Source organism: Agrobacterium sp. CG160-95, assembly GCF_053521725.1.
Genome location: NZ_JBNWDU010000006.1, coordinates 141,870 through 163,464, shown reverse-complemented (window position 1 = coordinate 163,464; position 21,595 = coordinate 141,870). Strand labels below are relative to the sequence as shown.

21 protein-coding genes are annotated in these 21,595 nt (G+C 58.7%); 12 read left to right on the top strand and 9 right to left on the bottom strand.

What is annotated here, in order from left to right; translation table 11 throughout:
• Nucleotides 1–257 precede the first annotated feature (257 nt).
• The 7 genes from ACQZ63_RS20455 (at nucleotide 258) to ACQZ63_RS20425 (ending at nucleotide 7,684) form a co-directional block, all read left to right on the top strand.
• On the top strand, nucleotides 258–1,373 hold the full coding sequence (locus ACQZ63_RS20455; RefSeq protein WP_162763647.1) for an MBL fold metallo-hydrolase: 1,116 nt from the start codon (nucleotides 258–260) through the stop codon (nucleotides 1,371–1,373).
• Between the two features lie 121 nt (nucleotides 1,374–1,494).
• Nucleotides 1,495–2,397 carry a diaminopimelate epimerase gene (dapF, locus tag ACQZ63_RS20450; RefSeq protein ID WP_113556149.1) on the top strand — a complete coding sequence of 301 codons (903 nt, stop codon included), beginning with the start codon at nucleotides 1,495–1,497 and terminating at the stop codon, nucleotides 2,395–2,397.
• Entirely contained in the window at nucleotides 2,394–3,668 is a 1,275-nt protein-coding gene (gene mtaB, locus ACQZ63_RS20445; RefSeq protein ID WP_038492430.1) for a tRNA (N(6)-L-threonylcarbamoyladenosine(37)-C(2))-methylthiotransferase MtaB, read from the top strand. Before dapF ends, mtaB begins: the two co-directional genes overlap by 4 nt.
• 30 nt (nucleotides 3,669–3,698) lie before the next feature.
• Nucleotides 3,699–5,129, top strand: coding sequence for a signal recognition particle-docking protein FtsY (gene ftsY, locus ACQZ63_RS20440; protein ID WP_113556150.1), 1,431 nt, complete (start codon nucleotides 3,699–3,701; stop codon nucleotides 5,127–5,129).
• A 2-nt stretch (nucleotides 5,130–5,131) separates the two neighbouring features.
• The gene (locus ACQZ63_RS20435) at nucleotides 5,132–5,782 is read left to right on the top strand and encodes a septation protein A (protein WP_003516625.1); all 651 of its coding nucleotides are present in this window, start codon (nucleotides 5,132–5,134) and stop codon (nucleotides 5,780–5,782) included.
• Nucleotides 5,779–6,375: a DUF2585 domain-containing protein gene (locus tag ACQZ63_RS20430; RefSeq protein ID WP_113556151.1), complete on the top strand. Its 597-nt coding sequence runs from the start codon at nucleotides 5,779–5,781 to the stop codon at nucleotides 6,373–6,375. The genes ACQZ63_RS20435 and ACQZ63_RS20430 overlap by 4 nt, the downstream gene beginning before the upstream one ends.
• 121 nt (nucleotides 6,376–6,496) lie before the next feature.
• Complete coding sequence (locus ACQZ63_RS20425) at nucleotides 6,497–7,684, top strand: GGDEF domain-containing protein (RefSeq protein WP_162690645.1); 1,188 nt, start codon at nucleotides 6,497–6,499, stop codon at nucleotides 7,682–7,684.
• Nucleotides 7,685–7,702: 18 nt separating this feature from the next.
• On the opposite strand, the gene ACQZ63_RS20420 is transcribed toward ACQZ63_RS20425, so the two are convergent.
• The 5 genes from ACQZ63_RS20420 to ccmA all read right to left on the bottom strand — a co-directional run bounded on the left by ACQZ63_RS20420 (nucleotide 7,703) and on the right by ccmA (nucleotide 10,663).
• A complete protein-coding gene (locus ACQZ63_RS20420) occupies nucleotides 7,703–8,308 on the bottom strand; it encodes a DsbE family thiol:disulfide interchange protein (protein ID WP_013636917.1) in 606 nt (201 codons plus the stop codon).
• Nucleotides 8,305–8,478: a heme exporter protein CcmD gene (gene ccmD / locus ACQZ63_RS20415; RefSeq protein WP_111790485.1), complete on the bottom strand. Its 174-nt coding sequence runs from the start codon at nucleotides 8,476–8,478 to the stop codon at nucleotides 8,305–8,307. The genes ACQZ63_RS20420 and ccmD overlap by 4 nt, the downstream gene beginning before the upstream one ends.
• A 4-nt stretch (nucleotides 8,479–8,482) precedes the next feature.
• On the bottom strand, nucleotides 8,483–9,244 hold the full coding sequence (locus ACQZ63_RS20410) for a heme ABC transporter permease (protein ID WP_111790486.1): 762 nt from the start codon (nucleotides 9,242–9,244) through the stop codon (nucleotides 8,483–8,485).
• Between the two features lie 74 nt (nucleotides 9,245–9,318).
• Nucleotides 9,319–9,978 (bottom strand): heme exporter protein CcmB, encoded by a 660-nt coding sequence (ccmB, locus tag ACQZ63_RS20405; protein ID WP_003516632.1) that lies wholly within the window; start codon nucleotides 9,976–9,978, stop codon nucleotides 9,319–9,321.
• A gap of 43 nt (nucleotides 9,979–10,021) precedes the next feature.
• On the bottom strand, nucleotides 10,022–10,663 hold the full coding sequence (gene ccmA, locus ACQZ63_RS20400) for a heme ABC exporter ATP-binding protein CcmA (protein ID WP_065705171.1): 642 nt from the start codon (nucleotides 10,661–10,663) through the stop codon (nucleotides 10,022–10,024).
• Nucleotides 10,664–10,935: 272 nt separating this feature from the next.
• Here ccmA and acnA point away from each other — a divergent pair, with 272 nt between their 5' ends.
• The 3 genes from acnA (at nucleotide 10,936) to ACQZ63_RS20385 (ending at nucleotide 15,356) form a co-directional block, all read left to right on the top strand.
• Nucleotides 10,936–13,629 carry an aconitate hydratase AcnA gene (gene acnA / locus ACQZ63_RS20395; RefSeq protein ID WP_003516634.1) on the top strand — a complete coding sequence of 898 codons (2,694 nt, stop codon included), beginning with the start codon at nucleotides 10,936–10,938 and terminating at the stop codon, nucleotides 13,627–13,629.
• A 196-nt stretch (nucleotides 13,630–13,825) separates the two neighbouring features.
• Nucleotides 13,826–14,566 (top strand): DUF1223 domain-containing protein, encoded by a 741-nt coding sequence (locus ACQZ63_RS20390; protein WP_113556152.1) that lies wholly within the window; start codon nucleotides 13,826–13,828, stop codon nucleotides 14,564–14,566.
• A gap of 397 nt (nucleotides 14,567–14,963) precedes the next feature.
• On the top strand, nucleotides 14,964–15,356 hold the full coding sequence (locus tag ACQZ63_RS20385; RefSeq protein ID WP_003516645.1) for a DUF2794 domain-containing protein: 393 nt from the start codon (nucleotides 14,964–14,966) through the stop codon (nucleotides 15,354–15,356).
• 135 nt (nucleotides 15,357–15,491) lie between these two features.
• On the opposite strand, the gene ACQZ63_RS20380 is transcribed toward ACQZ63_RS20385, so the two are convergent.
• The 3 genes from ACQZ63_RS20380 to ACQZ63_RS20370 all read right to left on the bottom strand — a co-directional run bounded on the left by ACQZ63_RS20380 (nucleotide 15,492) and on the right by ACQZ63_RS20370 (nucleotide 19,716).
• Nucleotides 15,492–16,229, bottom strand: coding sequence for a Bax inhibitor-1/YccA family protein (locus ACQZ63_RS20380; RefSeq protein ID WP_013636912.1), 738 nt, complete (start codon nucleotides 16,227–16,229; stop codon nucleotides 15,492–15,494).
• Between the two features lie 218 nt (nucleotides 16,230–16,447).
• A complete protein-coding gene (locus ACQZ63_RS20375) occupies nucleotides 16,448–19,009 on the bottom strand; it encodes an ABC transporter permease (protein ID WP_448799392.1) in 2,562 nt (853 codons plus the stop codon).
• Nucleotides 19,006–19,716, bottom strand: coding sequence for an ABC transporter ATP-binding protein (locus tag ACQZ63_RS20370; RefSeq protein ID WP_038492408.1), 711 nt, complete (start codon nucleotides 19,714–19,716; stop codon nucleotides 19,006–19,008). Before ACQZ63_RS20370 ends, ACQZ63_RS20375 begins: the two co-directional genes overlap by 4 nt.
• 90 nt (nucleotides 19,717–19,806) lie before the next feature.
• Between ACQZ63_RS20370 and ACQZ63_RS20365 the strand changes: the two genes are divergently transcribed.
• Together ACQZ63_RS20365 and thpR are read left to right on the top strand one after the other, a co-directional pair.
• The gene (locus tag ACQZ63_RS20365) at nucleotides 19,807–20,457 is read left to right on the top strand and encodes an arylesterase (RefSeq protein WP_003516653.1); all 651 of its coding nucleotides are present in this window, start codon (nucleotides 19,807–19,809) and stop codon (nucleotides 20,455–20,457) included.
• Nucleotides 20,458–20,525: 68 nt separating this feature from the next.
• Nucleotides 20,526–21,119 (top strand): RNA 2',3'-cyclic phosphodiesterase, encoded by a 594-nt coding sequence (thpR, locus tag ACQZ63_RS20360; protein WP_003516655.1) that lies wholly within the window; start codon nucleotides 20,526–20,528, stop codon nucleotides 21,117–21,119.
• Here thpR and ACQZ63_RS20355 read toward each other — a convergent pair.
• Nucleotides 21,053–21,532 (bottom strand): low molecular weight protein-tyrosine-phosphatase, encoded by a 480-nt coding sequence (locus ACQZ63_RS20355; protein ID WP_035198797.1) that lies wholly within the window; start codon nucleotides 21,530–21,532, stop codon nucleotides 21,053–21,055. The genes thpR and ACQZ63_RS20355 overlap by 67 nt on opposite strands.
• Nucleotides 21,533–21,595 lie beyond the last annotated feature (63 nt).

The following is a 21,595-nucleotide window of genomic DNA, read 5'->3' as shown; positions in this document are numbered from 1 at the left end:
TCTCCGAAACGTCGGTGCTTTCGCTGCCAAAAACAAGACGCAAAGCCAAAAAGCACCCGAGGGCGCATCGCGCTGTCGGGTGTTGACCTCCGGGATCTCTTTATACCTTTGCGGGTCCCGGTCGGCGGCTTGGAGTCATGAAACTGCCAGCTGATTGGCCGCGATAAACAGGAAAGTGCCGTGAAAGTCAAGACAGTGCCGATTTTCATGCGGCAAAGCATGCATTGTCATCTTTGCGTGATCAGACGAAAGCTGCGATGGCGGTGCTTGAACGGCGTCGCCTGGCTTCTTATACCTTTCCCATGAAACGTCGAAACTTCTTTCGTTTTTCCGCACTTGGTCTGCTTGCTCTTGCGGGCGGCGGCCTGTTTGCGCGCCGCTCTAACGCCAGCGCCTATTATAGTGGGCCGGTCTCCGATCATTTCGACGGGGTGCGTTTCTTCAATCCCGGCGGCTCGCCGCCCGGCAATTTCATGGGCCTCCTGAAATGGCGCTTCAACGGCGAGCGCGCCACGTGGCCGGAAAACTACCCCAGCCCGTTTCCGTTCGCAAAGCCGGAGCCTCGCATCGACGGCAAGGACATTCGCGTCACCTTCGTCGGTCACGCCTCCTTTCTCATCCAGACGGCAGGGCTGAATATTCTCATCGATCCGGTGTGGTCGCAGCGTACCAGCCCGTTCAGCTTCGCCGGTCCCAAACGCGTCAACCCGCCTGGCATCCGTTTTGAGGATTTGCCGCCGATCGATCTGGTGCTGGTGACGCATAATCACTACGACCATCTGGATATGGAAACGCTGAAGCGCCTGCATGTCGCGCACAAGCCGCTTTTCATCACGCCGCTTGGCAATGACGCCATCATCCGCACCGGCGTCGAGGCAGCGCGCATCAAGGTGGGGGACTGGGGCGATGTCCTTGAGATTGGTTCGGTCAAAATTCATTTCGAGCCGTGCCACCATTGGTCGGCGCGTGGGCTGAACGACCGGCGCATGGCGCTGTGGGCGGCCTTCGTCATCGAAACGCCTTATGGCAAGATTTATCATATCGGCGATACCGGCTTTCACGACGGCCTCAATTATCACGCCGCGCGCAAGAAACACGGTGAGTTCCGTCTCGCCAACCTGCCTTTCGGCGCCTATGAGCCGCGCTGGTTCATGAAGGGACAGCACCAGAACCCGGCGGAAGCCGTGGAAGGCATGAAGATCTGCGGTGCGGCACATGTCTGCGGCCACCATTGGGGCACTGTGCAACTGACCGATGAAGCGGTCGAAGCTCCTCTTGTCGCGCTGAAGTCAGCGCTTGCTGAGCAGGGGATAGACGAGAGCCGCTTCCAGCCCATGCGGCCCGGCGAAGTCTTCGACGTACCTTCCGCCTGAGCGGCTCAGCGGTTTGCGCCGCAACAGTCTGGTAATTTGCCGTCCTTTCCGCCATATAGAGCGAAAGTGCGGGCAAAGCCCGTCTTTATTCCGGTTTCAGGTAGTTTTCAGGTTCAGTACGATGGCGGATACGGTCGAATTTGCGAAGATGAACGGGCTTGGCAACAAGATCCTCGTTGTCGACATGCGCGGCCGCAGGGATATGGTGACGCCTGCGGCGGCCATCGCGCTCAATGCCGATCCCGCCACGCAGTTCGATCAGATCATGGCGATCCACGATCCGCGTGTCGGCGGCACCGATGCATTCATCGATATCCTCAATTGCGACGGCACGAAGGCGCAGGCCTGCGGCAACGGCACGCGCTGCGTGGTGCAGGCGCTGTCCTCTGAAACCGGCAATACCACCTTCACCTTCCAGACGGTGGCGGGCATCCTGAACGCCGTCGAGCATGAAGACGGCATGATTTCCGTTGATATGGGCCTGCCGCGTTTTCGCTGGAGCGACATTCCGCTCTCTGAAGAGTTCCACGATACGAGCCGCATCGAGTTGCAGATCGGGCCGATCGACGCGCCAATCCTGCATTCGCCCGCCGTCATGTCCATGGGAAACCCGCACGCCATTTTCTGGGTGGATCGCGATCCGATGGAGTTCGATCTGGAACGCTTCGGTCCGCTTCTGGAAAACCACCCGATGTTCCCTGAAAAAGCCAATATCACGCTGGCGCAGGTGATTTCCGCTAGCGCGCTTCGCACCCGCACCTGGGAGCGCGGCGCCGGGCTGACGCTCGCCTGCGGTTCTGCCGCATGTGCCGCTGCCGTTTCCGCTGCGCGCACCGGCCGCACGGGCAGGAAGGTCACTATCGATGTCGCCTCCAGCCCCGTGCGTGTGCCGCTGACAATTGAGTGGCGCGAGGACAACCACGTCATCATGACCGGGCCGGCCGAATGGGAATGGTCCGGCATGGTCGATCCCATCAGCGGCGCCTGGTCGCGCGATGCCGTGGCTGAGCAGGGGGCCATATGAGCGGCGTCGAGGTCATAACCTTCGGCTGCCGTCTCAATACCTATGAATCGGAAGTGATGCGGGCGGAGGCCGAAAAGGCCGGGCTCAACAATGCCGTCTTGGTCAATACCTGCGCGGTGACCGGCGAGGCGGTGCGCCAGGCGCGCCAGGCCATCCGTCGGGCAAGGCGCGACAATCCGCATGCGCGCATCATCGTGACCGGCTGTGCTGCCCAGACTGAAAAACAGACCTTTGCCGAGATGCCCGAAGTGGATGCGGTGCTGGGCAATGAGGAAAAGCTGAAAAGCGCCTCCTATCGCGCACTGCCGGATTTCGGCGTTTCGGCGGAAGAAAAGCTGCGCGTCAACGACATCATGAGCATCAAGGCGACCGCGCCGCAGATGGTCAAGCACATTGACGGGCATGTCCGTGCCTTCATTCAGGTGCAGAACGGCTGCGATCATCGCTGTACCTTCTGCATCATTCCCTATGGGCGGGGCAATTCCCGCTCCGTGCCGATGGGCGCTGTGGTGGAGCAGGCGCGCAGGCTGGTGGAAAGCGGTTATTGCGAAATCGTGCTGACCGGAGTGGATGCTACCAGCTACGGTGCCGACCTGCCGGGCGAACCTTCGCTGGGGCTTCTTGCCAAAACATTGCTGAAGCAGGTGCCGGAAATCTTGAGACTTCGGCTATCCTCGATCGACAGCATCGAGGCTGACCACCATCTGATGGATCTGATTGCCGGTGAGGCGCGTTTCATGCCGCATCTTCACCTGTCCCTCCAGCATGGCGACGACATGATCCTGAAACGCATGAAACGCCGTCATTTGCGGGCCGATGCCATCCGTTTCTGTCACGAGGTGCGGTCGCTCCGGCCGGATATCGCATTCGGTGCTGATATGATCGCCGGTTTTCCGACCGAGAGCGAAGAGATGTTCGAAAACGCCGCGACGCTTGCGGAAGAATGCGGCATTTCCAGCCTGCACGTATTTCCCTACAGCCCGCGTGCCGGCACGCCGGCGGCGCGTATGCCGCAGCTCGACCGTGCGCTGGTGAAGGAGCGGGCGGCGAGGCTTCGCGAACGTGGCGAGGCACTCAGGCTCGTGCATCTGCAAAACATGGTCGGTTCGACGCAAACGATCCTCGTTGAAAACACCGGTTTTGCGCATACCGACAATTTCACGCTGGTGGCGGCGCCCGATCTTCTCCCGCGCACTCTTGCGCAGGTTGAGATTACCGGCCACAACGGCAAACATCTGAACATGAAGCTTCTCGCAGCGGATGCGGCCTGAAGCGGCACAGGAAAAGACACGGGAACGACCATGGCCCTCGGCTTCATCAAAAAAGTCTTTTCTTTCGGCAAGGACAAGGCCGGGACGGACGGCAAGGCGCAAGAGGATTCCGCGCTTGAGCGCGCCAGAGAAAATGTCTATTTCGATGAGGCACTGAGCGAAGCCGAAGCACATCCCATTGTCGAGAAAGAGCCGGTTTCCGAACTGGAGATTGAGACGGCCGGTGGGCCTGCTCCGGATGCTGATGCGGCCCTTTCCGATGACCAGGAGGAAGAGGACGCGCCGCTTCTGCCCGGTGCCGAGCAGGCCGGAGACATCGGAGTTGTTCCGCTGTCGCTGTTGCAGGCCGAAGCCGCCGCCGAAGAACAGGCCGAGGTTTTGCCCGAAGCTGCCGATGCCGTGCTCGATGCAGATGCGATGGATGCGCTGCTCGATGAGGCGGAGGCTGCCGGTGCCGTTGAGCCCTCTGCCGTTTCGCCGATCTTGCCGAAAGGTTTTGCGGCGGCAAGCGAGCGCGAAGAGCCTGTCGCCGAAGCGCCGCAGCCGAAGCTCAGCTGGTTCCAGCGCCTGCGGGCCGGGCTTGCGCGCACCTCCTCGCAACTTACCACCCAGATTTCGGCGCTGTTCACCAAGCGCAAGCTGGATGAGGATACGCTCGACGAACTGGAAGACCTTCTCATCCAGTCGGATCTCGGTGTCGAGACCGCCATGCGCATCACCGGCGCCCTGTCTTCGGAACGTTACGGCAAGGATGTCAGCGGCGAGGACGTGGCGCGCATCATGGCAGGTGAGATCACCAAGGTCCTGAAACCTGTCGCCAAGCCGCTGGAACTCGATCTTTCACACAAGCCGCATGTCATTCTCGTCGTCGGCGTGAACGGCACCGGCAAAACCACGACCATCGGCAAGCTCGCCTCCAAGCTTTCAGGCTCTGGCCTCAAGGTTATGCTCGCGGCCGGCGATACGTTCCGTGCGGCGGCAATCGAGCAGCTCAAGATCTGGGCGGATCGCACCGGCTCGCAATTCATCGGCACCAAGCTCGGTGCGGATGCCTCGGGTCTCGCTTACGACGCCTATGAGCAGGCGCGTGCGCAAAAAAGCGATGTGCTCATCATTGATACTGCCGGCCGTTTGCAGAACAAGACGGAGCTGATGGCGGAGCTGGAAAAGATCGTGCGCGTGCTCGGCAAGCTCGATCCCGATGCGCCGCATACCGTGCTTCAGACACTGGACGCCACGACCGGGCAGAACGCCTTGAACCAGGTGGAGATATTCCGCAATGTTGCGGGTGTTTCAGGCCTGATTATGACAAAATTGGATGGCACGGCGCGGGGCGGTATCCTCGTGGCCATTGCCGCCAAACACAAGCTGCCGGTGTATTTTATCGGTGTTGGTGAAGGCGTGGACGATCTGGAGCCCTTCGAGGCGGAAGATTTCGCCAAGGCCATTGCGGGAGTTTGAGTATGGATATTGAAAGCAATTCCAAGGAAAGCGAAAAGATGGTGGCGGAAATCAGCCCGCTCCTGAAATTCGTGCTCGAGCTTGGCCCGCTTATGGTGTTCTTTTTCGCCAATTCCCGCGGCGAATGGCTGGCCTCCACTTTTCCGGTACTGACGGAGTTCGGCGGGCCGATCTTCATCGCCACCGGCCTGTTCATGATCGCAACCGCAATTGCGCTTTCCGTCTCATGGATGCTGACGCGCAAGCTGCCGATCATGCCGCTGATATCAGGCATCGTGGTTCTCGTGTTCGGTGCGCTGACGCTGTGGCTGCAGAACGATACCTTCATCAAGATGAAGCCAACCATCGTCAATGCGCTGTTCGGCGTCATTTTGCTGGGAGGCCTGTTTTTCGGCCAGTCGCTGCTTGGCTATGTCTTCAATTCGGCCTTCAGGCTAAACGATGAGGGCTGGCGCAAGCTGACGCTGCGCTGGGGCGTGTTCTTCCTCTTTCTCGCCGTGCTGAACGAGGTGGTCTGGCGCATGTTCTCAACCGACGCATGGGTTGCGTTCAAGGTGTGGGGCACGATGCCGATCACGATCATCTTCACCATGGCGCAAATGCCGCTCGTCATGCGTCATTCGCTCGAACCGCTGAACAAGGACGAAAAATGACAGTTGCAGAGATGCCGGCTTCCCGTCCGCGCTCGTTCAAATGGTTCGGTGTCGCCGCCGGACTTCTTCTCCTGCAGATCGTCATCCTCTATGCCATGGGCCGCATTCCCATTTGCGAATGCGGTTATGTGAAGCTGTTCGAACCCGGTGTGAACACGCCGGGCAATTCCCAGCATCTTGCCGACTGGTACACGCCCTCACACATTATCCACGGCTTCCTGTTTTACGGGCTCGCCTGGCTGCTGTTTCGCAAGAAACCCCTTTCCATGCGGCTTTCTTTTGCGGTTTTGATAGAGGCAGCGTGGGAAATTCTCGAAAACTCGCCGCTCATCATCGATCGTTACCGCACGGCGACCATGGCGCTGGGTTATACCGGCGACAGCATCCTGAACTCCGCGATGGACACCGTTTTCATGGCGCTGGGTTTCCTCTTCGCCGCCCGCGTGCCGGTGTGGCTGACGGTTGTGATCGCCATCTTCTTTGAAACCTTCACCGGCTGGCTGATCCGCGATAATCTGACGCTGAACGTAGTGATGCTTGTCTGGCCCGTTGAAGCGATCAAGCAATGGCAGAACGCGCTTCCGCCAATGTGAAGATATCTGCCCGTACGTGCGTCGGAAAGGCACGAAAACCCTGCGTTATATGCAAGTTTTCTTAAGGGCATTGCGGTAGTGTCCGGGCTCAAAGGCTCGTCTTTCCGTCCGGCAGAACACTGTGCAAGATAATTTCGCCTACCTTCTCCCCTTCATCATGCTGACATTCGGTGTGGTATTCCTGTTCCTGCAGAGGACCGGCCACGCTTCGGCGCGATATTGGGGTTTCGGATATCTTTCGGCGGCGTTTGGTTTTGCCGCACCTCTGGTGCTTGGCGGCTTGCCCTTCGAAGTACAGGCGATCGTCTCGAACCTGTTGTTTTTCTCTGCCTTTTTTCTCTACGGCCATGCGCTGCTTACCCATTTCGGACGGCCGCTTTATACGACGGCGCGACTGTCGATCGTGGCTGCGGCGGTTTTGCTGGTCTCGTTCCATGTCTTCGTCACACCGGATCTGAAACGTGAGCTGGTCATCGGTGATCTTGTCTGCGCCCTGCTGCTCGCCATCCCGGTCTGGATCGTGCGGAAGCGGCCCCTGGCGCTTGCAGACAGGCTGATGGTGGCGATTGCGTCACTCGTGGTGCTCGAAACGCTGGTGCGTATCGGCATGTTGCTGGTGATGACGCCGAACGGTTCGATGATCGAACTCAGTGAATTCTTCGAATCCGATTATGCTTTCTACATGCAGCTTGCCGCGAGCATATTCGGCTTTCTGCTTGCGCTATCCGTACTCGCGAGCCAGATTTCCGTGACTGTCGACCGGCACCTGCAAGCGGCTGAGCACGATCCGCTGACGGATGTGCTGAACCGCCGTGGATTCGACCGGCGCGTTCCCGATTTTCGCAGCGGGACACCGATAGGCGCAGTAATTGCGTGCGACATAGACCATTTTAAGCGTATCAACGATGACTATGGCCACGCCGCCGGTGATATCGTTCTCATCGGCCTTTCAGACCTTCTCAGGAAAAGCGCGCGTAGCGACGCTCTGGTGGCGCGTTTCGGTGGCGAGGAATTCGTGGTTTTCCTGCCCGGCCACACCGCCGCCGCGGCCGGTCACCTTGCCAATGCCATGCGTTTGAACCTTCTGTCGCTGGATTGGCGTAGCCGTGGCGTGGCCACCAAGGTCACGGCGAGCTTCGGCGTTTCAGCTGTCGCGAGAGGAGATCATTCAATTCACGATGCGATCAAACGCGCCGATGACAGCCTGTATGCGGCAAAGCGTGGTGGCCGCAATCAGGTCGTGCTTGAAGGGATGGGTTTGCAGGCGACAGCCGAAGGGCCGTCGCTAAGGGTGATTTCCAAGGTATAATACCGTTCGGCGCGCGGGCTACTTTCCGGCCGCAGCGGTGATCGCCGGCAATAAATCCCGCTCGACGCTGCGGGCATCGAAGGGGCCGACCTTTTTGTAGAGGATCGTGCCGTCGGCGCCGACCAGATAGCTTTCAGGGATACCATAGACACCCCAGTCGATCGCGGCCTTGCCGTTCGGGTCGACGCCTATCGCGGCAAAGGGATTGCCGAGTTCGCCGAGAAAACGAAGCGCGTTGTCCGGTTTGTCCTTATAGTTGATGCCGACGACGGTGATGCGTTTGTCTTTCGCCAATTCCTGAAGAATGGGATGCTCCTGACGGCAGGGAATGCACCAGGAGGCGAAGACGTTGACCAGCGTCAGCTTACCCTTGACGGCGGCATCGTTGAGGGCCGGCAGGTTTGAGCCTTCCAGCGGCGGCAGCGACAGTGCGGGCGCCTTGGTTCCGATGAGCGCCGATGGAATGGCGCTGATATCCAGCCCGTTGACGTCCTGATCGTAGAGCATCTTGCCGGCGATAATGGCAAAACCGCCGAAAAGCAGAAGCGGCAGAAGCGCCAGGGCATATCGTGTGCGCCCCGTGCTTTTGGCTTTGGTGTTCTGGTCCTGGCTGGCCTGCGTCATCGGGTTTCACCCGTAGAACCGGCTTTTGCCCTGCGGCGCACGCCGGATGCTTCCAATTCCTTCAGTTCCCGTTTGCGCGCCTGACCATCGAGGATGACCCAGGCGATGAGACAGAGGACAACAAGGCCTGTCGCCGCATAGGACATGCCGATATAAAAGGCGTGTGTCATGTTCTCATGCCTCCCGGTTTGCCATGCGGGCGGCAAGCCGCCGTTGGGCTGCCACGCGCCGGCGCCAGATTTCGTTACGCATTGCGGCGATGTGCAACGTGAAGAACAGTAGCGTAAAGCCGATCGCCATGGTCAGAAGCGGCCAGAGAAACTCCGAATCGATTGCCGAGCCGCCCATGCGGATGACGCTTGCCGGCTGGTGAAGCGTGTTCCACCATTCAACTGAAAACTTGATGATGGGAATATTTACAAAACCAACGAGGATGAGCACGGCGCTGACACGGGCGGCTCTGGAAGGGTCGTCCATGGCGCGGTTGAGCGCTATCAGGCCAAGATACATCAGAAAAAGCACGAAGACGGACGTCAGCCGCGCGTCCCATACCCACCAGGTTCCCCACATGGGTTTACCCCAGAGCGAGCCGGTAACAAGCGCAATCAGCGTGAAGGCAGCGCCTATGGGTGCGGCCGCCTTGTGGCTGACATCCGCAACCGGATGACGCCAGACGAGCGTGCCGATCGCTGAGACCGCCATGACGGTATAACACATCATCGAAAGCCAGGCGGAGGGGACATGCACATACATGATGCGCACGGTATAACCCTGCTGGTAGTCACCCTCTGTCGTGAAAGACAGATAGAGACCGGCGGCCAGCACCAGTGCCGTCAGGACCGCAAGCCAGGGCAGAATGCGTGCCGAGAGCGCCAGAAACCGCGTGGGATTGGCGAGATCACTGAATTTGGTGATGGTGAAAGTCTGCTGGTTCATGCCGTTTGTGTAACCCGAGAATGGCTGCCCCGCAATTGATCGCCGTCAATCGTAGATCGGCAATTGCGGTTTCATCAATCCATAACATTGCGCAATGCCAAAGCGGCAAAGAAAGGACCGGTCACGGCTGAAAATAACGTGATCGCGCAGAGAATGAGGAAGGGCGGCAGAAAGGGTGCCGGATCCTGCACCGCCGCATAGGACGCGCTGACGCCGAAGATCAGTACCGGAATGGCCAATGGCAGCACAAGGATGGAGACCAGAAGGCCGCCGCGCGGCAAGGCAACGGCGACAGCGGCACCCACCGCGCCGATGAAGGTAATGGCGGGCGATCCGACAAGGAGTGTGAGCATCACCGCGCCGATCGCCACTTCGTCCATGTTCATGAACAGGCCGATGAGCGGCGAGGCGATGACCAGTGGCAGACCCGTTCCCACCCAATGTGCCAGGCATTTGACGAGCACGGTCAGCACAAGCGGGTTTTCCTGCATGAGTATGAGGTCTAGCGAGCCGTCATCCCGCTCTGCCTGAAACAGCCTGTCGAGGCCGAGGAGGGTGGAGAGCAGCGCGCCGATCCAGACAATGGCTGGGCCGATGCGTGCAAGCAGATTGAGATCAGGCCCGACACCGAAGGGGATGACGGCGACAACGGTCATGAAGAACAAGACGCCGATCAGCGCGCCACCGCCGGCGCGGATGGAGAGTTTCAGGTCGCGGAGGAAGAGGGCGGTCATTGGAGGCGCCTCGGTAGGCGGGCATACCCCGCACACGCACCCATCACGCCCAAGCCTCCACACCTGCAAAGCCCGTCATCTGCAATTCCCGCGCATTGTCGAGCCCAAGCGGCTGATGGGTCGCAGCCATGACGATGCCGCCTCTCCTCAGGTGGCTCTTGACCAGATCCGTAAACATGCCGTCCGCTGCTTTGTCGAGCGCCGCTGTCGGCTCGTCGAGAATCCACACCGGCCGCCAGGCGATCAAAAGCTTCGCCATGGCAAAACGTCGCTGCTGGCCCGCGGACAGGTAACCGAAGGGCAGGTGGGTGATGCCCGCAAGGCCGACGATGTCTGCCGCCTCATCGATATCGACACCGGCGCCGCCGGTGAAGTCACCGAGAAAGTCTTTCCAGAACCGCAGATTCTCCGAAACCGTCAGTTCCGTTTTCATTGCGTTGCGATGGCCGAGATAATGGCAGGCCTCCGATGGACGCATGTCCGCTTCTATTCCTTTGCCGGCTATCTTTACCCAGCCCTGCTCGGGGCGCAGCAGGCCGGCCACAGTGCGCAGAAGCGTGGATTTTCCCGAGCCGTTGCGGCCGGTCAGCACCAGCGCTTCGCCGTCACTTAACTTGAAGGAAATGTTCATGAATATGAAATCTTCGCCGCGTCGCACGCCAAGATTTTCCGCCGTCAAATCCATGCTGCGTTTCCGTATAAGATTTTCATCGTCTCGCATAAAAAAATCGATTTGATTTCCTGAATGGTCTGGCACGTTTCTGAGAAATTATCTATATGGGTGTCAACCACGCCAGCGGCCGGCGTGAACATCATCTTGCGCCGGACTTGACGATTGCGAGGAGCAATTTTCACGTGCGGACAGCGGAAATGGTCGTACCCGCATCCTGATGTGCATGAGTGCATAGGTGTCCGCACGCACGTGTTGGCTATCAGAGTAAGCGGGGTTTTTTATCCATGCCCAAATCACTCGACAGTTTTCATTGTCGTTCCGTCCTTACCGTTGATGGTAAGGACTACGTCTATTTCAGCCTTCCCAAGGCTGAGGCAAATGGCCTGAAGGGCGTTTCCAAGCTCCCCTATTCCATGAAAGTTCTTCTGGAAAACCTGCTTCGTTTCGAGGACGGCCAGTCCGTCACCAAGGAGCATATTCTGGCCGTTGCAGAGTGGCTGAACAATAAGGGCCTGACCGAAAACGAAATCGCTTATCGTCCCGCCCGCGTTCTCATGCAGGACTTCACCGGCGTTCCGGCTGTGGTCGATCTCGCCGCTATGCGCGATGCCATGGTGTCGCTCGGTGGCGACCCGGAAAAGATCAATCCGCTCGTTCCCGTCGACCTCGTGATTGACCACTCTGTTATCGTTGACGAATTCGGCACGCCGACGGCGTTTGCCCGAAACGTCGAGCTTGAATATGAGCGCAATGGCGAGCGGTACCGCTTCCTGAAGTGGGGCCAGCAGGCATTCAAGAACTTCCGCGTGGTTCCGCCCGGTACTGGCATCTGTCACCAGGTAAACCTCGAATATCTCGGCCAGACCGTCTGGACCAAGGAAGAGGACGGCGAAACGATCGCTTACCCGGATACCTGCGTCGGCACCGACAGCCACACCACCATGATCAACGGTCTTGGCGTTCTCGGCTGGGGCGTTGGCGGTATCGAGGCTGAAGCAGCGATGCTCGGCCAGCCTGTCTCCATGCTCCTGCCTGAGGTCATCGGCTTCAAGCTGACCGGCAAGGTGAAGGAAGGCGTGACTGCGACCGACCTCGTGCTGACCGTCGTGCAGATGCTGCGCAAGAAGGGCGTGGTTTCCAAATTCGTCGAATTCTTCGGCCCCGGCCTCGATTCGATGACGCTGGCCGACCGTGCCACGATCGGCAATATGGGTCCGGAATATGGCGCTACCTGCGGCTTCTTCCCGGTTGATGGCGAGACCATCAACTATCTGACCATGTCCGGTCGCACCAAGGACCGTATCGCGCTTGTCGAAGCCTATTCGAAGGCACAGGACATGTGGCGGACCGGCGACGGTTCCGACCTCGTCTTCACCGACACCCTTGAACTCGACCTCGGCGACGTCGTGCCATCCATGGCCGGTCCGAAGCGTCCGGAAGGCCGTCTGCCGCTCGAAACCATTGCACCGAATTTCGCGACGGCTCTCGAGAACGACTACAAGAAGCCCGGTCAGCTCCACAGCCGCTATGCGGTTGAGGGTGAGGAGTTCGATCTCGGCCATGGCGATGTGGCGATTGCCGCCATTACCTCCTGCACCAACACGTCCAACCCTTCCGTTCTCATCGCTGCCGGCCTTCTCGCCCGCAATGCGGTTGCCAAGGGTCTGAAGTCCCAGCCGTGGGTGAAGACCTCGCTGGCGCCGGGGTCGCAGGTCGTTGCCGAATATCTCGACAAGTCGGGTCTGCAGAAGGATCTCGATGCGATTGGCTTCAACCTCGTCGGTTTCGGCTGCACCACCTGCATCGGCAACTCCGGCCCGCTGCCCGCACCGATCTCCAAGACGATCAACGACAAGGGCCTGATCACGGCCGGCGTCCTCTCCGGCAACCGCAACTTCGAAGGCCGTATCTCGCCCGATGTTCAGGCGAACTATCTCGCCTCGCCGCCGCTTGTCGTGGCCTACGCGCTTGCCGGCACGGTCCAGAAGGACCTGACGAAGGAGCCGATCGGCGACGACCAGAACGGCAATCCGGTCTATCTCAAGGATATCTGGCCGACCTCGCAGGAAATCCAGGAATTCATCCTGAAATACGTCACTCGCGAACTTTACGAATCGAAGTACGCTGATGTCTTCAAGGGTGACGCGAACTGGCAGGCCGTTCAGGTTCCCCCGGGCCAGACCTATGCCTGGGACGACAAGTCGACCTATGTTCAGAACCCGCCTTACTTCGTGGGCATGGGCAAGACCGGTACGGGCCTTACGAACATCAAGGGCGCCCGCGTTCTCGGTCTCTTCGGCGACAAGATCACAACCGACCACATTTCCCCGGCCGGTTCGATCAAGGCTGCTTCGCCCGCCGGCGCCTATCTGACGGAGCACGGCGTGGGCGTTGCCGACTTCAACCAGTACGGTACGCGTCGCGGCAACCATGAAGTCATGATGCGCGGCACCTTCGCCAATATCCGCATCCGCAACCACATGCTCGGCCCGAACGGCAAGGAAGGTGGCTACACCATCCACTATCCGTCGAAGGAAGAGATGTCGATCTACGACGCTGCCATGAAGTACAAGGCCGAGGGCGTTCCGCTCGTCATCTTCGCCGGTGTCGAATATGGCAACGGTTCTTCCCGCGACTGGGCGGCGAAAGGCACCAACCTGCTCGGCGTCAAGGCGGTCATTGCACAGTCTTTTGAGCGTATCCACCGCTCCAACCTGGTCGGCATGGGCGTCGTTCCCTTCGTCTTCGAGGAAGGCACGACCTGGGCGAGCCTTGATCTCAAGGGTGATGAAGTTGTCGAGATCGATGGTCTCGAAGGTGAAATCAAGCCGCGTGAAAAGAAGATCGCCAAGATCACCTACAGCGACGGTTCGGTGAAGGAAGTTCCGCTTCTATGCCGCATCGATACGCTGGATGAAGTGATCTACATGAACAATGGCGGCATTCTGCAGACCGTTCTTCGCGATCTGGTTGCCTGACAAAGCTCAGACCAACAAAGGACGCCGGGGATTTTTCCCGGCGTCTTTGCGTTTCATCATCTCTTTTTTTGTGATTGCCACTCACCCCTTCGTGACTTTCTATTGAAGTGGAATAGACGCTATTTTCCGGTTTGCATCCGGTTGGGTTGATCGCATCAATTCGTCTGGATATCTGCTCCGTACAAAGGTTCTTGTAATGCCGCTGAAATTGCCCCTGTCGATATGTCTTCTCGGCACGTTCCTCGTCACATCCGCGCACGCGCAGGAGGCTGTGAAGGGCGTTGTCGAGTTGTTTACATCGCAGGGATGCGCGTCCTGCCCGCCGGCGGACGAAGCATTGCGCAAGATGATCCAGAAGGGTGATGTGGTCGGCCTCTCCTACCATGTCGACTACTGGAATTATCTTGGCTGGACAGATTCCCTGGCATCGAAGGAAAATACAGAGCGGCAATATGGCTACATGCGCGCTCTCGGCCGCAACGGTGTCTATACGCCGCAGGCCATCCTGAACGGTCGCGACCACGTCAAGGGTGCGGATGTCCGCGGGATTTACAACAGGCTGGATGCTTTCAAGCGCGAGGGCCAGGGGCTGAACGTGCCGGTCGCATCTAAATTTGCCGGTGACGAGGTGGAGATCGATATTGGCGCCGGCAGCGGCAAGGCCGATGTCGTGGTCGCCTATTTCACGCGCGAACAGACGGTGGATGTGCAGAAAGGCGAAAACCAGGGGAAGAAAATGTCCTACTGGCACAGCGTCTATGACGTACAGACCGTCGGCATGTGGGATGGTTCACCGATGACGGTGAAGCTTCCGGCAAGCGTGGTGGCAAAGGTGAAAAAGGGCGGCTGCGCCGTGCTGTTGCAAACGGCAAATGCCAGCGGCGATCCGGCGGCAATCGTCGGTGCAAGTATTTTACTGGGGAATGAAACACCCTGATTGCCTGTTAGGCGATGGAAGATCCGATCCGGGCATTGGGGGCTGGGGGTAAAGGGTCAATGCACCGGATCGGGTCATCTTGGTGCCTAGGCATCAATTGACAATAGGACTATTCCATTCAATTCGGGCCATGGTTTGACCGAAATACGGCAGGCCATGCTAAAATGGCTGCCTAAATGGTTACCTTTTTTACCCCTGCTTTTTTCTAAGGCAGCGTCCTTATGGACATCGGCTGGTGTCTTTCTGCGTCGCAGACGCCGGGTTTCGCTGCCGTTCTAAGACCGTAAAACCCTCCTCCAAAGTTGCGATCTCATGTTCAATGGCTGTTCGAGACTTGCAATTTTGTCTTCTCCGGCTCACATTAATCGGACGACTTGGGTGGAATCGGAGGTATTGGATGACCGATCAACCGGATGTGCAGCAGGTTCAGACCGCTTCACGCGACAGTTCCACCGTTGTCGATCTCCGCGAGTACAAAAAAGACAAAGACCCTCTGCCAATTACATTCCACCGGCGCGAGCTGGATGCGATCCTGCGCATTTATGGCCGCATGGTGGGAGAGGGCGAGTGGCGCGACTATGCCATCGACCACCTGAGGGAAAAGGCGGTATTTTCAGTCTTTAAACGCTCGGGTGAAATGCCGCTCTACAGGATCGAGAAGAACCCCAAGCTGGCGGCGAAACAGGGGGCCTATTGCGTTGTGAATACGGATGGCCGCATTCTCAAACGTGGCCACGAACTGCCGCAGGTTCTCAAGGTTTTCGACAAGGTCCTGAAGCTTATCGAGTGAGATGGGACTACGGGTTACCCATTCCGCCGCTTGATGCCACAGCGGGTTGGGAGACGGTCAGGTTTTGAATTTCTTGTAAATAAAAAGGCGGCCGAATGGCCGCCTTTTGCATGTTTGCCAGTTGGGTTCCTGCCCTTACTTGTCACGGTTGCCCATGAACTGCAGGAGGAACATGAACAGGTTGATGAAGTCGAGATAGAGCGTCAGCGCACCCATGATCGCCTTGCGGCCAGCCACGGCAACTTCGTCGCCATCGAAATACATTTCCTTGATCTTCTGCGTGTCATAGGCGGTGAGGCCAGCGAAGATCAGCACGCCAATCGCGGAGATCGCGAACTGAAGCGCGGAAGAGGCGAGGAAGATGTTGACGATGGACGCGATGATCAGGCCGAACAGACCCATGATCAGGAACGAACCCATGCCCGAAAGGTCTTTCTTTGTGGTGTAACCGTAAAGCGAGAGCGCGCCGAACGAGGCAGCGGTCACGAAGAACGTCTGTACGACGCTCTGGCCGGTATAGACCAGGAAGATCGAAGACAGGGACACGCCCATCAGCGCCGCATAGACCCAGAAGGTCATCTGGGCAGCAGAAACGCTCATGTTCTGGATACGGAAGCTAAGAAAGAACACCAGTCCGAGCGGTGCGAGCATCACAACCCAGCGCAACGGCGATGCATAGAGCAACTGGGCGAAAGCCGGATTGGTGGTCGCGAGCGTGAAGGTAGCGAACGCAGCAACACCGGTGATGACCAGAGCCAGTGCCATAAGGTTGTAAACCTTAAGCATGTAGGCGCGAAGACCTTCATCGATCATCGCACCAGTCTGTGCACGGGTCTGGGCCATGCGGTTCTGGTAGTTATTGAAGTCAGCCATTGTTTCCTCTTTTGAGCTCCGTAATTGCTACGGTGTCGGGATACCTCCCGGGCGCCGCTGCGGAGCTTCAGCAAGCCTGCCCAAGAATATGATGGCAGAACGTGTCCGATACAAGGCCTTTTGCAGTCGAAAAGACACCATATGCGCGAAAAGCGCTCACGTTTCAGCGATCATTACAAAGAATTAATCGTTAAAGTTAAGCAGCGCACAACCGAAGATTATTCACCCGCCTGCCGCAAAACCGGAGCGGCCTTCTGCCCGAGAATTCGCCATGTGCCCATGAGGCCGATGCCTACCGTCATGACGAGGGCGACGACGACCGTGCCGATCGCCACATCCGGCAGGAAACTGGAGGGCAGCTTCATGATGTGGGAAATGACGAACCAGGCGGAGACGCCGCCGGCGAAAAGCGCAAAAACGGCGGTGGCGAGACCGAGCATCATATATTCATAAGAGAAGGCGCGGATCAGCAGGCTGCGTGTACCGCCCAGTGTTTTCAGGATGACCGCATCATGGGTGCGGGCACGGTTTCCGGCGGCAAGAGCGCCAGCGAGGACGAGGACGGAGGCTATGAGCGCAACGGCCGCTGCGGCACGAATTGCGGTGGCAAGCTGGCCGACCAGCCGGTTGACCACATCGAGCGCTTCCTTCACGCGTACGCTTGTTATCGTCGGGTAGGCATTGGTAACGGCGCGCAATATCTGGCCCTCCTCGCTTGCGGATGCGGAGGGGTCGGCAAGTGTGGCAAGCCAGGCATGTGGTGCGCCACGGAAGGTATTGGGTGAAAACACCATGACGAAATTGATCGACAGCGATTCCCATTCGACATTGCGCAGATTGGCGATCTTTGCCGTGATGCTGCGGCCGAGCACGTTGACGGTAACGGTGTCGCCGATCTTGAGGCCCAGTTCCTGCGCCTCTTTCGCCGCAAAAGAGACCAGCGGCTCGCCGCTATAATCCGGTCCCCACCATGTTCCTTCGGTCAGCTTGGCGTTTTCGGGAGCATCCTGCGAATAGGTTATGCCCCGATCACCGCGCAGCAGCCAGCGGCCGGATGGCGGCACATCTATCTTCGTCACGTCCTCGCCATTAAGAGCCAGAATGCGGCCGCGCAGCATCGGCACCTCGGTCAGCGTGCCCTGAGGCGCTTCTTGCCTGAGAAGATCGCGGAAGCCCTGCAACTCGGTGCCCTGAATATCCACGAAGAAGAAATTCGGCGCTCGTTCCGGCAGGCTGTCGGTCAGTTCGCGGCGCAGATTGCCGTCGATAAGCGTCAGGGTCACCAGCAACGTCAGCCCGAGGCCGAGGGAGAGAACGACGGAGGGGGTGAGCGCACCCGGCCGGTGAATATTGCCGATCGCCAGGCGAAGGGCGGCGGAATGAACGCGCGGGCTGCGTTTGGCGATGGCCTTGACGCCTGACGCCACCAGTCGCAGCACCACAAACGCGAAGGCGATGGCGGCAAGGAAAACCAAGGCGATGAAACGTTCTTCTGCCGAAAAAATGGCAAGTACGGCCAGCGCAGCCAACAACAAGCCCGTCACGGCGAGATAAGGCCAGGACGGCCAGCTGCCCTCCTCGAACCCCTGCTCTCGAAAAAGGGCGGTCGCGGGAACTTCGCGCGCCTGGCCGAGTGGCACGATGGTGAAGGCAAGTGTCGTCAAGATGCCGAACAGGGCGGCAAGACCAAGTGCTGCCGGATAGAAGGCAAGCTCTTTCGGTACCGGAAGCACACCCTCCAGAAACCGCATGGCGATCAGCGGGGCGATGGCGCCCACAGCGAGGCCTATGATGATGCCAACGGCGGCAATGAACACGATCTGGAAGAGATAGGTCATGGTGACCACGGAAGCCGGCGCGCCGAGGCATTTCAGCGAGGCGATCGTGGTGCGCTTGGAATCGAGGAACGCGCGAACGGCGTTCGCAACGCCGACGCCGCCAACGATGAGGGCAGTCAGGCCCACCAGCGTCAGGAATTGCGAGAAGCGGTTGACGTTTTCGGTAAGCGATGGCGCTGCCCGGTCACTCGTGCGGATGGACCAGCCGGCATCGGGAAACGTCTTGTTGGCCGCATCGGTCATCGTTGCCCGCGCTGCAGGATCGTTCAGCATGATCTTGTAGGCGTGTTCGACCAGACTTCCGTTCTGAACGAGGCCTGAGGCGAAAAGCGCATCGCGGCTGACCATCAGCCTTGGGGCAAAACCGAAGCCGTCGGACAGGGCATCCGGCTCGTCGACAACCGTGCCGGTCAGTTTCAGCTTCACATTACCGAGAAGGATGTCGTCGCCGACCTTGATGCCCAGCCGCTCCAGGAGAAGCGGCGCGGCAACGGCGCCATAGGTATCGCCGTTCGCAGCCAGAAGCTCGCTCAGAGGCCGGTTTGGGTCTGCTACGAAGGCGCCGTAAAGCGGATAGGCGCCGTCTACGGCCTTCACTTCCGTCAGCGTCTGTTCGGAACCATCGGCAAGGCGCGCCATGGAGCGCAGCCCGGTGGAAACCGCAATTTTGCCGAGGCCATCGAGGTAGGCCCGTTCCTCTGCGGTTGCCTCCCTGTTGCGCAGCTCGAAGCGCACATCGCCAGCCAGTATCGATTGGCCTTCCGTCGCAATCGCGCTGGTGACGGCACGTGACACGGAGTTGACAGCGGCAATTGCGCCGGTTCCGAGCGCGATGCAGGCGAGGAAAATATAGAAGCCACGAAGGCCGCCGCGAATTTCGCGCCGCGCGAGCCTCAATGCGTTTTTGATGTTGGCAACAGACGGGAGAATGGAGCCGATCATGCCGATACCGCCCTGGCCATATGGGCAGCGGCGCTGTCACCCTCTATCTCGCCGGAGCGCACTTTGATCTGTCTTGAACAACGAGCGGCCAGTGACGGATCATGGGTGACAAGGATCATCGTCATGCCGCGTTCGGCCTGTTTTGAGAAAAGAAGATCGGCGATCTGCTGGCCCGTATCCGCATCCAGATTACCGGTCGGTTCGTCTGCAATCAACACGGCGGGGGAGGGTGCAAGCGCGCGGGCGATCGCAACACGCTGCTGTTCGCCACCGGAGAGCTGGCCGGGATAATGGTTGAGGCGTTCGCCGAGACCGACAGCAACGAGTTCCCGTTTGGCGATCTCGAAGGGGTTCGGCACGTTGGCCAGTTCCAGCGGAACGGCTACGTTTTCCAGCGCCGTCATATTGGCGATGAGGTGGAAAGACTGGAAAACGATGCCGATATTCTTGCCGCGGAAATCCGCGAGAGCATCCTCGCCGAGCTTATGCAATTCCGTGCCCGCTATGACGATCTCGCCGCTATCCAGCCTTTCGAGACCGGCAAGCACCATGAGAAGTGTCGATTTTCCCGAACCGGAAGGGCCGACGATGCCCACCGCCTCGCTTTCGCCAATGGCAAGATCGATGCTCTTGAGAACGTGAACGGAGGCGGCGGCGTTGCCGAGCGTGAGGTCGGCCTTCTTAAGCTCTATGATGCTTTTCGTCACAATTCTCGTTCCTATATATGATGAAAACAGTCTGGCGGTGTCGATGCGCACGGTATTTCAGACAATGCAAACCAAGTTAGGAAAGCCGTGATGAGATTTAAAGCTGCCCTGTTTCACTTCATCGTCATTTTCGCCGCCGCCTTTTCCGCCTCGGCGGCCATGGCGCAGGAGCGGACATTGCAACTGGTTGGCCTGGGCGACAGTCTCATGGCGGGTTACCAGTTACCCCCCACCGATGGCTATACGGCACAGCTTGAAGCTGCATTAAAGGCCAAGGGCATCAATGTTACCGTCACCAATGCCGGTGTGTCCGGCGATACGTCCTCAGGCGGTCTGGCTCGGGCGGAGTGGTCGGTTCCCGATGGCACGGACGGGGTCATTCTGGAACTCGGCGCCAATGATGCGTTGCGCGGTATTGCGCCGGAACAGACGGAAAAGAACCTCGACGCCATCATTTCCGGCTTTCAGAAACGCAACATAGCGGTGCTGCTAGTCGGCATTATGGCTCCGCCGAACATGGGTGACGATTACGCCAAGCGCTTCAACCCGATCTATCCGAAGCTTGCAGAAAAATACAACCTGCCGCTTTATCCGTTTTTTCTGGATGGCGTGGTGACGGATGATAAGTTGAAGCTGGAGGACAAGATGCATCCCAATACGCAGGGTGTGGCGATGATGGTGGAGAAATCTTTGCCGGCTGTTGAAAGCTTCATCAAGACAATCGGTGCGCAAAAAAAATAAGCACTTGCGCCCGCCTGCATTGCATGATTCGCTATGCTTGTTCTGCCAAGAGATTCGGGGAGCTCGCCATGCCGAGACTGTTTATCGCCCTCGAAATTCCGCGCAATGCGGCTATGAGCCTGTCATTGTTGCGCGGTGGTCTGCCGGGAGCCCGGTGGATCGATGTGGAGAATTATCACATAACCCTGCGTTTTATCGGCGATATCGACGGGAGAACCGCCGATGAGGTCGTTGACAGGCTGGACCGGATCGACAGGCCGGAATTCCAGCTCAGTCTCAACGGGATGGGTTCCTTCGGCTCCAAGAAACCGCATTCGATCTGGGCGGGGGTTTCCCCCTCGCCGGAAATGAATGCGCTTCAGGCGGAGGTCGAAAGAATCTGTCAGAGGATCGGCCTGCCGCCGGATCCGCGCAAGTTCATGCCGCATGTGACGCTGGCCCGGTTGCGCTCTTCACGGCTGGACGATGTGGTGCAGTATCTTTCCGGGCGCGGCAATTTCCGCACATCCGCCTTCACGGTCGGTCGTTTCGTGCTGATGTCGTCCAAGGAATCGGTGGGTGGCGGACCCTACATCGTGGAAGAGGTGTTCCCGCTTCACGAAGCGCGGTCCAGCGCCATCTTCTCGAGCAACGAGCTGCATCCTGCAAAAAGCATGTTGTAGACGGCCAGAAATCCGTCGTCGCCACCGAAGTAGGGATCGGGGACGTTTTCGTGGCGTCCCGAAGCGTAGTCCAGGAACAGGTGGATTTTGTGCTTCCGGTTTTCGGGCGCCTTTCGGAGCAGTTTCGCGAGATTTCCTCCGTCCATGGCAAGGATGAGATCGAAGGTTTCGAAATCGGCCTGGCTGACCTGCCGCGCACGCTGCAGGGAAATATCGATGCCATGCTTGCGGGCGATTGCGATGGATCTGCGATCCGGGGCGGTACCGGTGTGCCAACCGCCGGTGCCGGCGGAATCGACAGTGAGTTGGCGAGACAGGCCTCCGGTTTCGGCAAGGTTTGTCAAAATGCCTTCGGCAAGCGGTGAGCGGCAGATATTGCCCATGCAGACAAAAAGAACGGCTGTATGTTTCATTGAATATGCGTCGATCCGGTCGTTGAGGCGTTAATGTTTGTCCGAAACAGCGGATCGCATGTC

What these genes read in the sequence shown, in the direction of transcription:
- ACQZ63_RS20365 (WP_003516653.1), top strand. Translation starts at nt 19,807, where the DNA reads ATGAGATTTAAAGCTGCCCTGTTTCACTTCATCGTCATTTTCGCCGCC.
- ACQZ63_RS20375 (WP_448799392.1), bottom strand. Translation starts at nt 19,009, where the DNA reads ATGATCGGCTCCATTCTCCCGTCTGTTGCCAACATCAAAAACGCATTG.
- ACQZ63_RS20455 (WP_162763647.1), top strand. Translation starts at nt 258, where the DNA reads ATGGCGGTGCTTGAACGGCGTCGCCTGGCTTCTTATACCTTTCCCATG.
- ACQZ63_RS20410 (WP_111790486.1), bottom strand. Translation starts at nt 9,244, where the DNA reads ATGAACCAGCAGACTTTCACCATCACCAAATTCAGTGATCTCGCCAAT.
- ccmA (WP_065705171.1), bottom strand. Translation starts at nt 10,663, where the DNA reads ATGGATTTGACGGCGGAAAATCTTGGCGTGCGACGCGGCGAAGATTTC.
- ACQZ63_RS20355 (WP_035198797.1), bottom strand. Translation starts at nt 21,532, where the DNA reads ATGAAACATACAGCCGTTCTTTTTGTCTGCATGGGCAATATCTGCCGC.
- ftsY (WP_113556150.1), top strand. Translation starts at nt 3,699, where the DNA reads ATGGCCCTCGGCTTCATCAAAAAAGTCTTTTCTTTCGGCAAGGACAAG.
- ACQZ63_RS20385 (WP_003516645.1), top strand. Translation starts at nt 14,964, where the DNA reads ATGACCGATCAACCGGATGTGCAGCAGGTTCAGACCGCTTCACGCGAC.
- dapF (WP_113556149.1), top strand. Translation starts at nt 1,495, where the DNA reads ATGGCGGATACGGTCGAATTTGCGAAGATGAACGGGCTTGGCAACAAG.
- acnA (WP_003516634.1), top strand. Translation starts at nt 10,936, where the DNA reads ATGCCCAAATCACTCGACAGTTTTCATTGTCGTTCCGTCCTTACCGTT.
- ACQZ63_RS20420 (WP_013636917.1), bottom strand. Translation starts at nt 8,308, where the DNA reads ATGACGCAGGCCAGCCAGGACCAGAACACCAAAGCCAAAAGCACGGGG.
- ccmB (WP_003516632.1), bottom strand. Translation starts at nt 9,978, where the DNA reads ATGACCGCCCTCTTCCTCCGCGACCTGAAACTCTCCATCCGCGCCGGC.
- ACQZ63_RS20380 (WP_013636912.1), bottom strand. Translation starts at nt 16,229, where the DNA reads ATGGCTGACTTCAATAACTACCAGAACCGCATGGCCCAGACCCGTGCA.
- ACQZ63_RS20390 (WP_113556152.1), top strand. Translation starts at nt 13,826, where the DNA reads ATGCCGCTGAAATTGCCCCTGTCGATATGTCTTCTCGGCACGTTCCTC.
- mtaB (WP_038492430.1), top strand. Translation starts at nt 2,394, where the DNA reads ATGAGCGGCGTCGAGGTCATAACCTTCGGCTGCCGTCTCAATACCTAT.
- ACQZ63_RS20435 (WP_003516625.1), top strand. Translation starts at nt 5,132, where the DNA reads ATGGATATTGAAAGCAATTCCAAGGAAAGCGAAAAGATGGTGGCGGAA.
- thpR (WP_003516655.1), top strand. Translation starts at nt 20,526, where the DNA reads ATGCCGAGACTGTTTATCGCCCTCGAAATTCCGCGCAATGCGGCTATG.
- ACQZ63_RS20430 (WP_113556151.1), top strand. Translation starts at nt 5,779, where the DNA reads ATGACAGTTGCAGAGATGCCGGCTTCCCGTCCGCGCTCGTTCAAATGG.
- ccmD (WP_111790485.1), bottom strand. Translation starts at nt 8,478, where the DNA reads ATGACACACGCCTTTTATATCGGCATGTCCTATGCGGCGACAGGCCTT.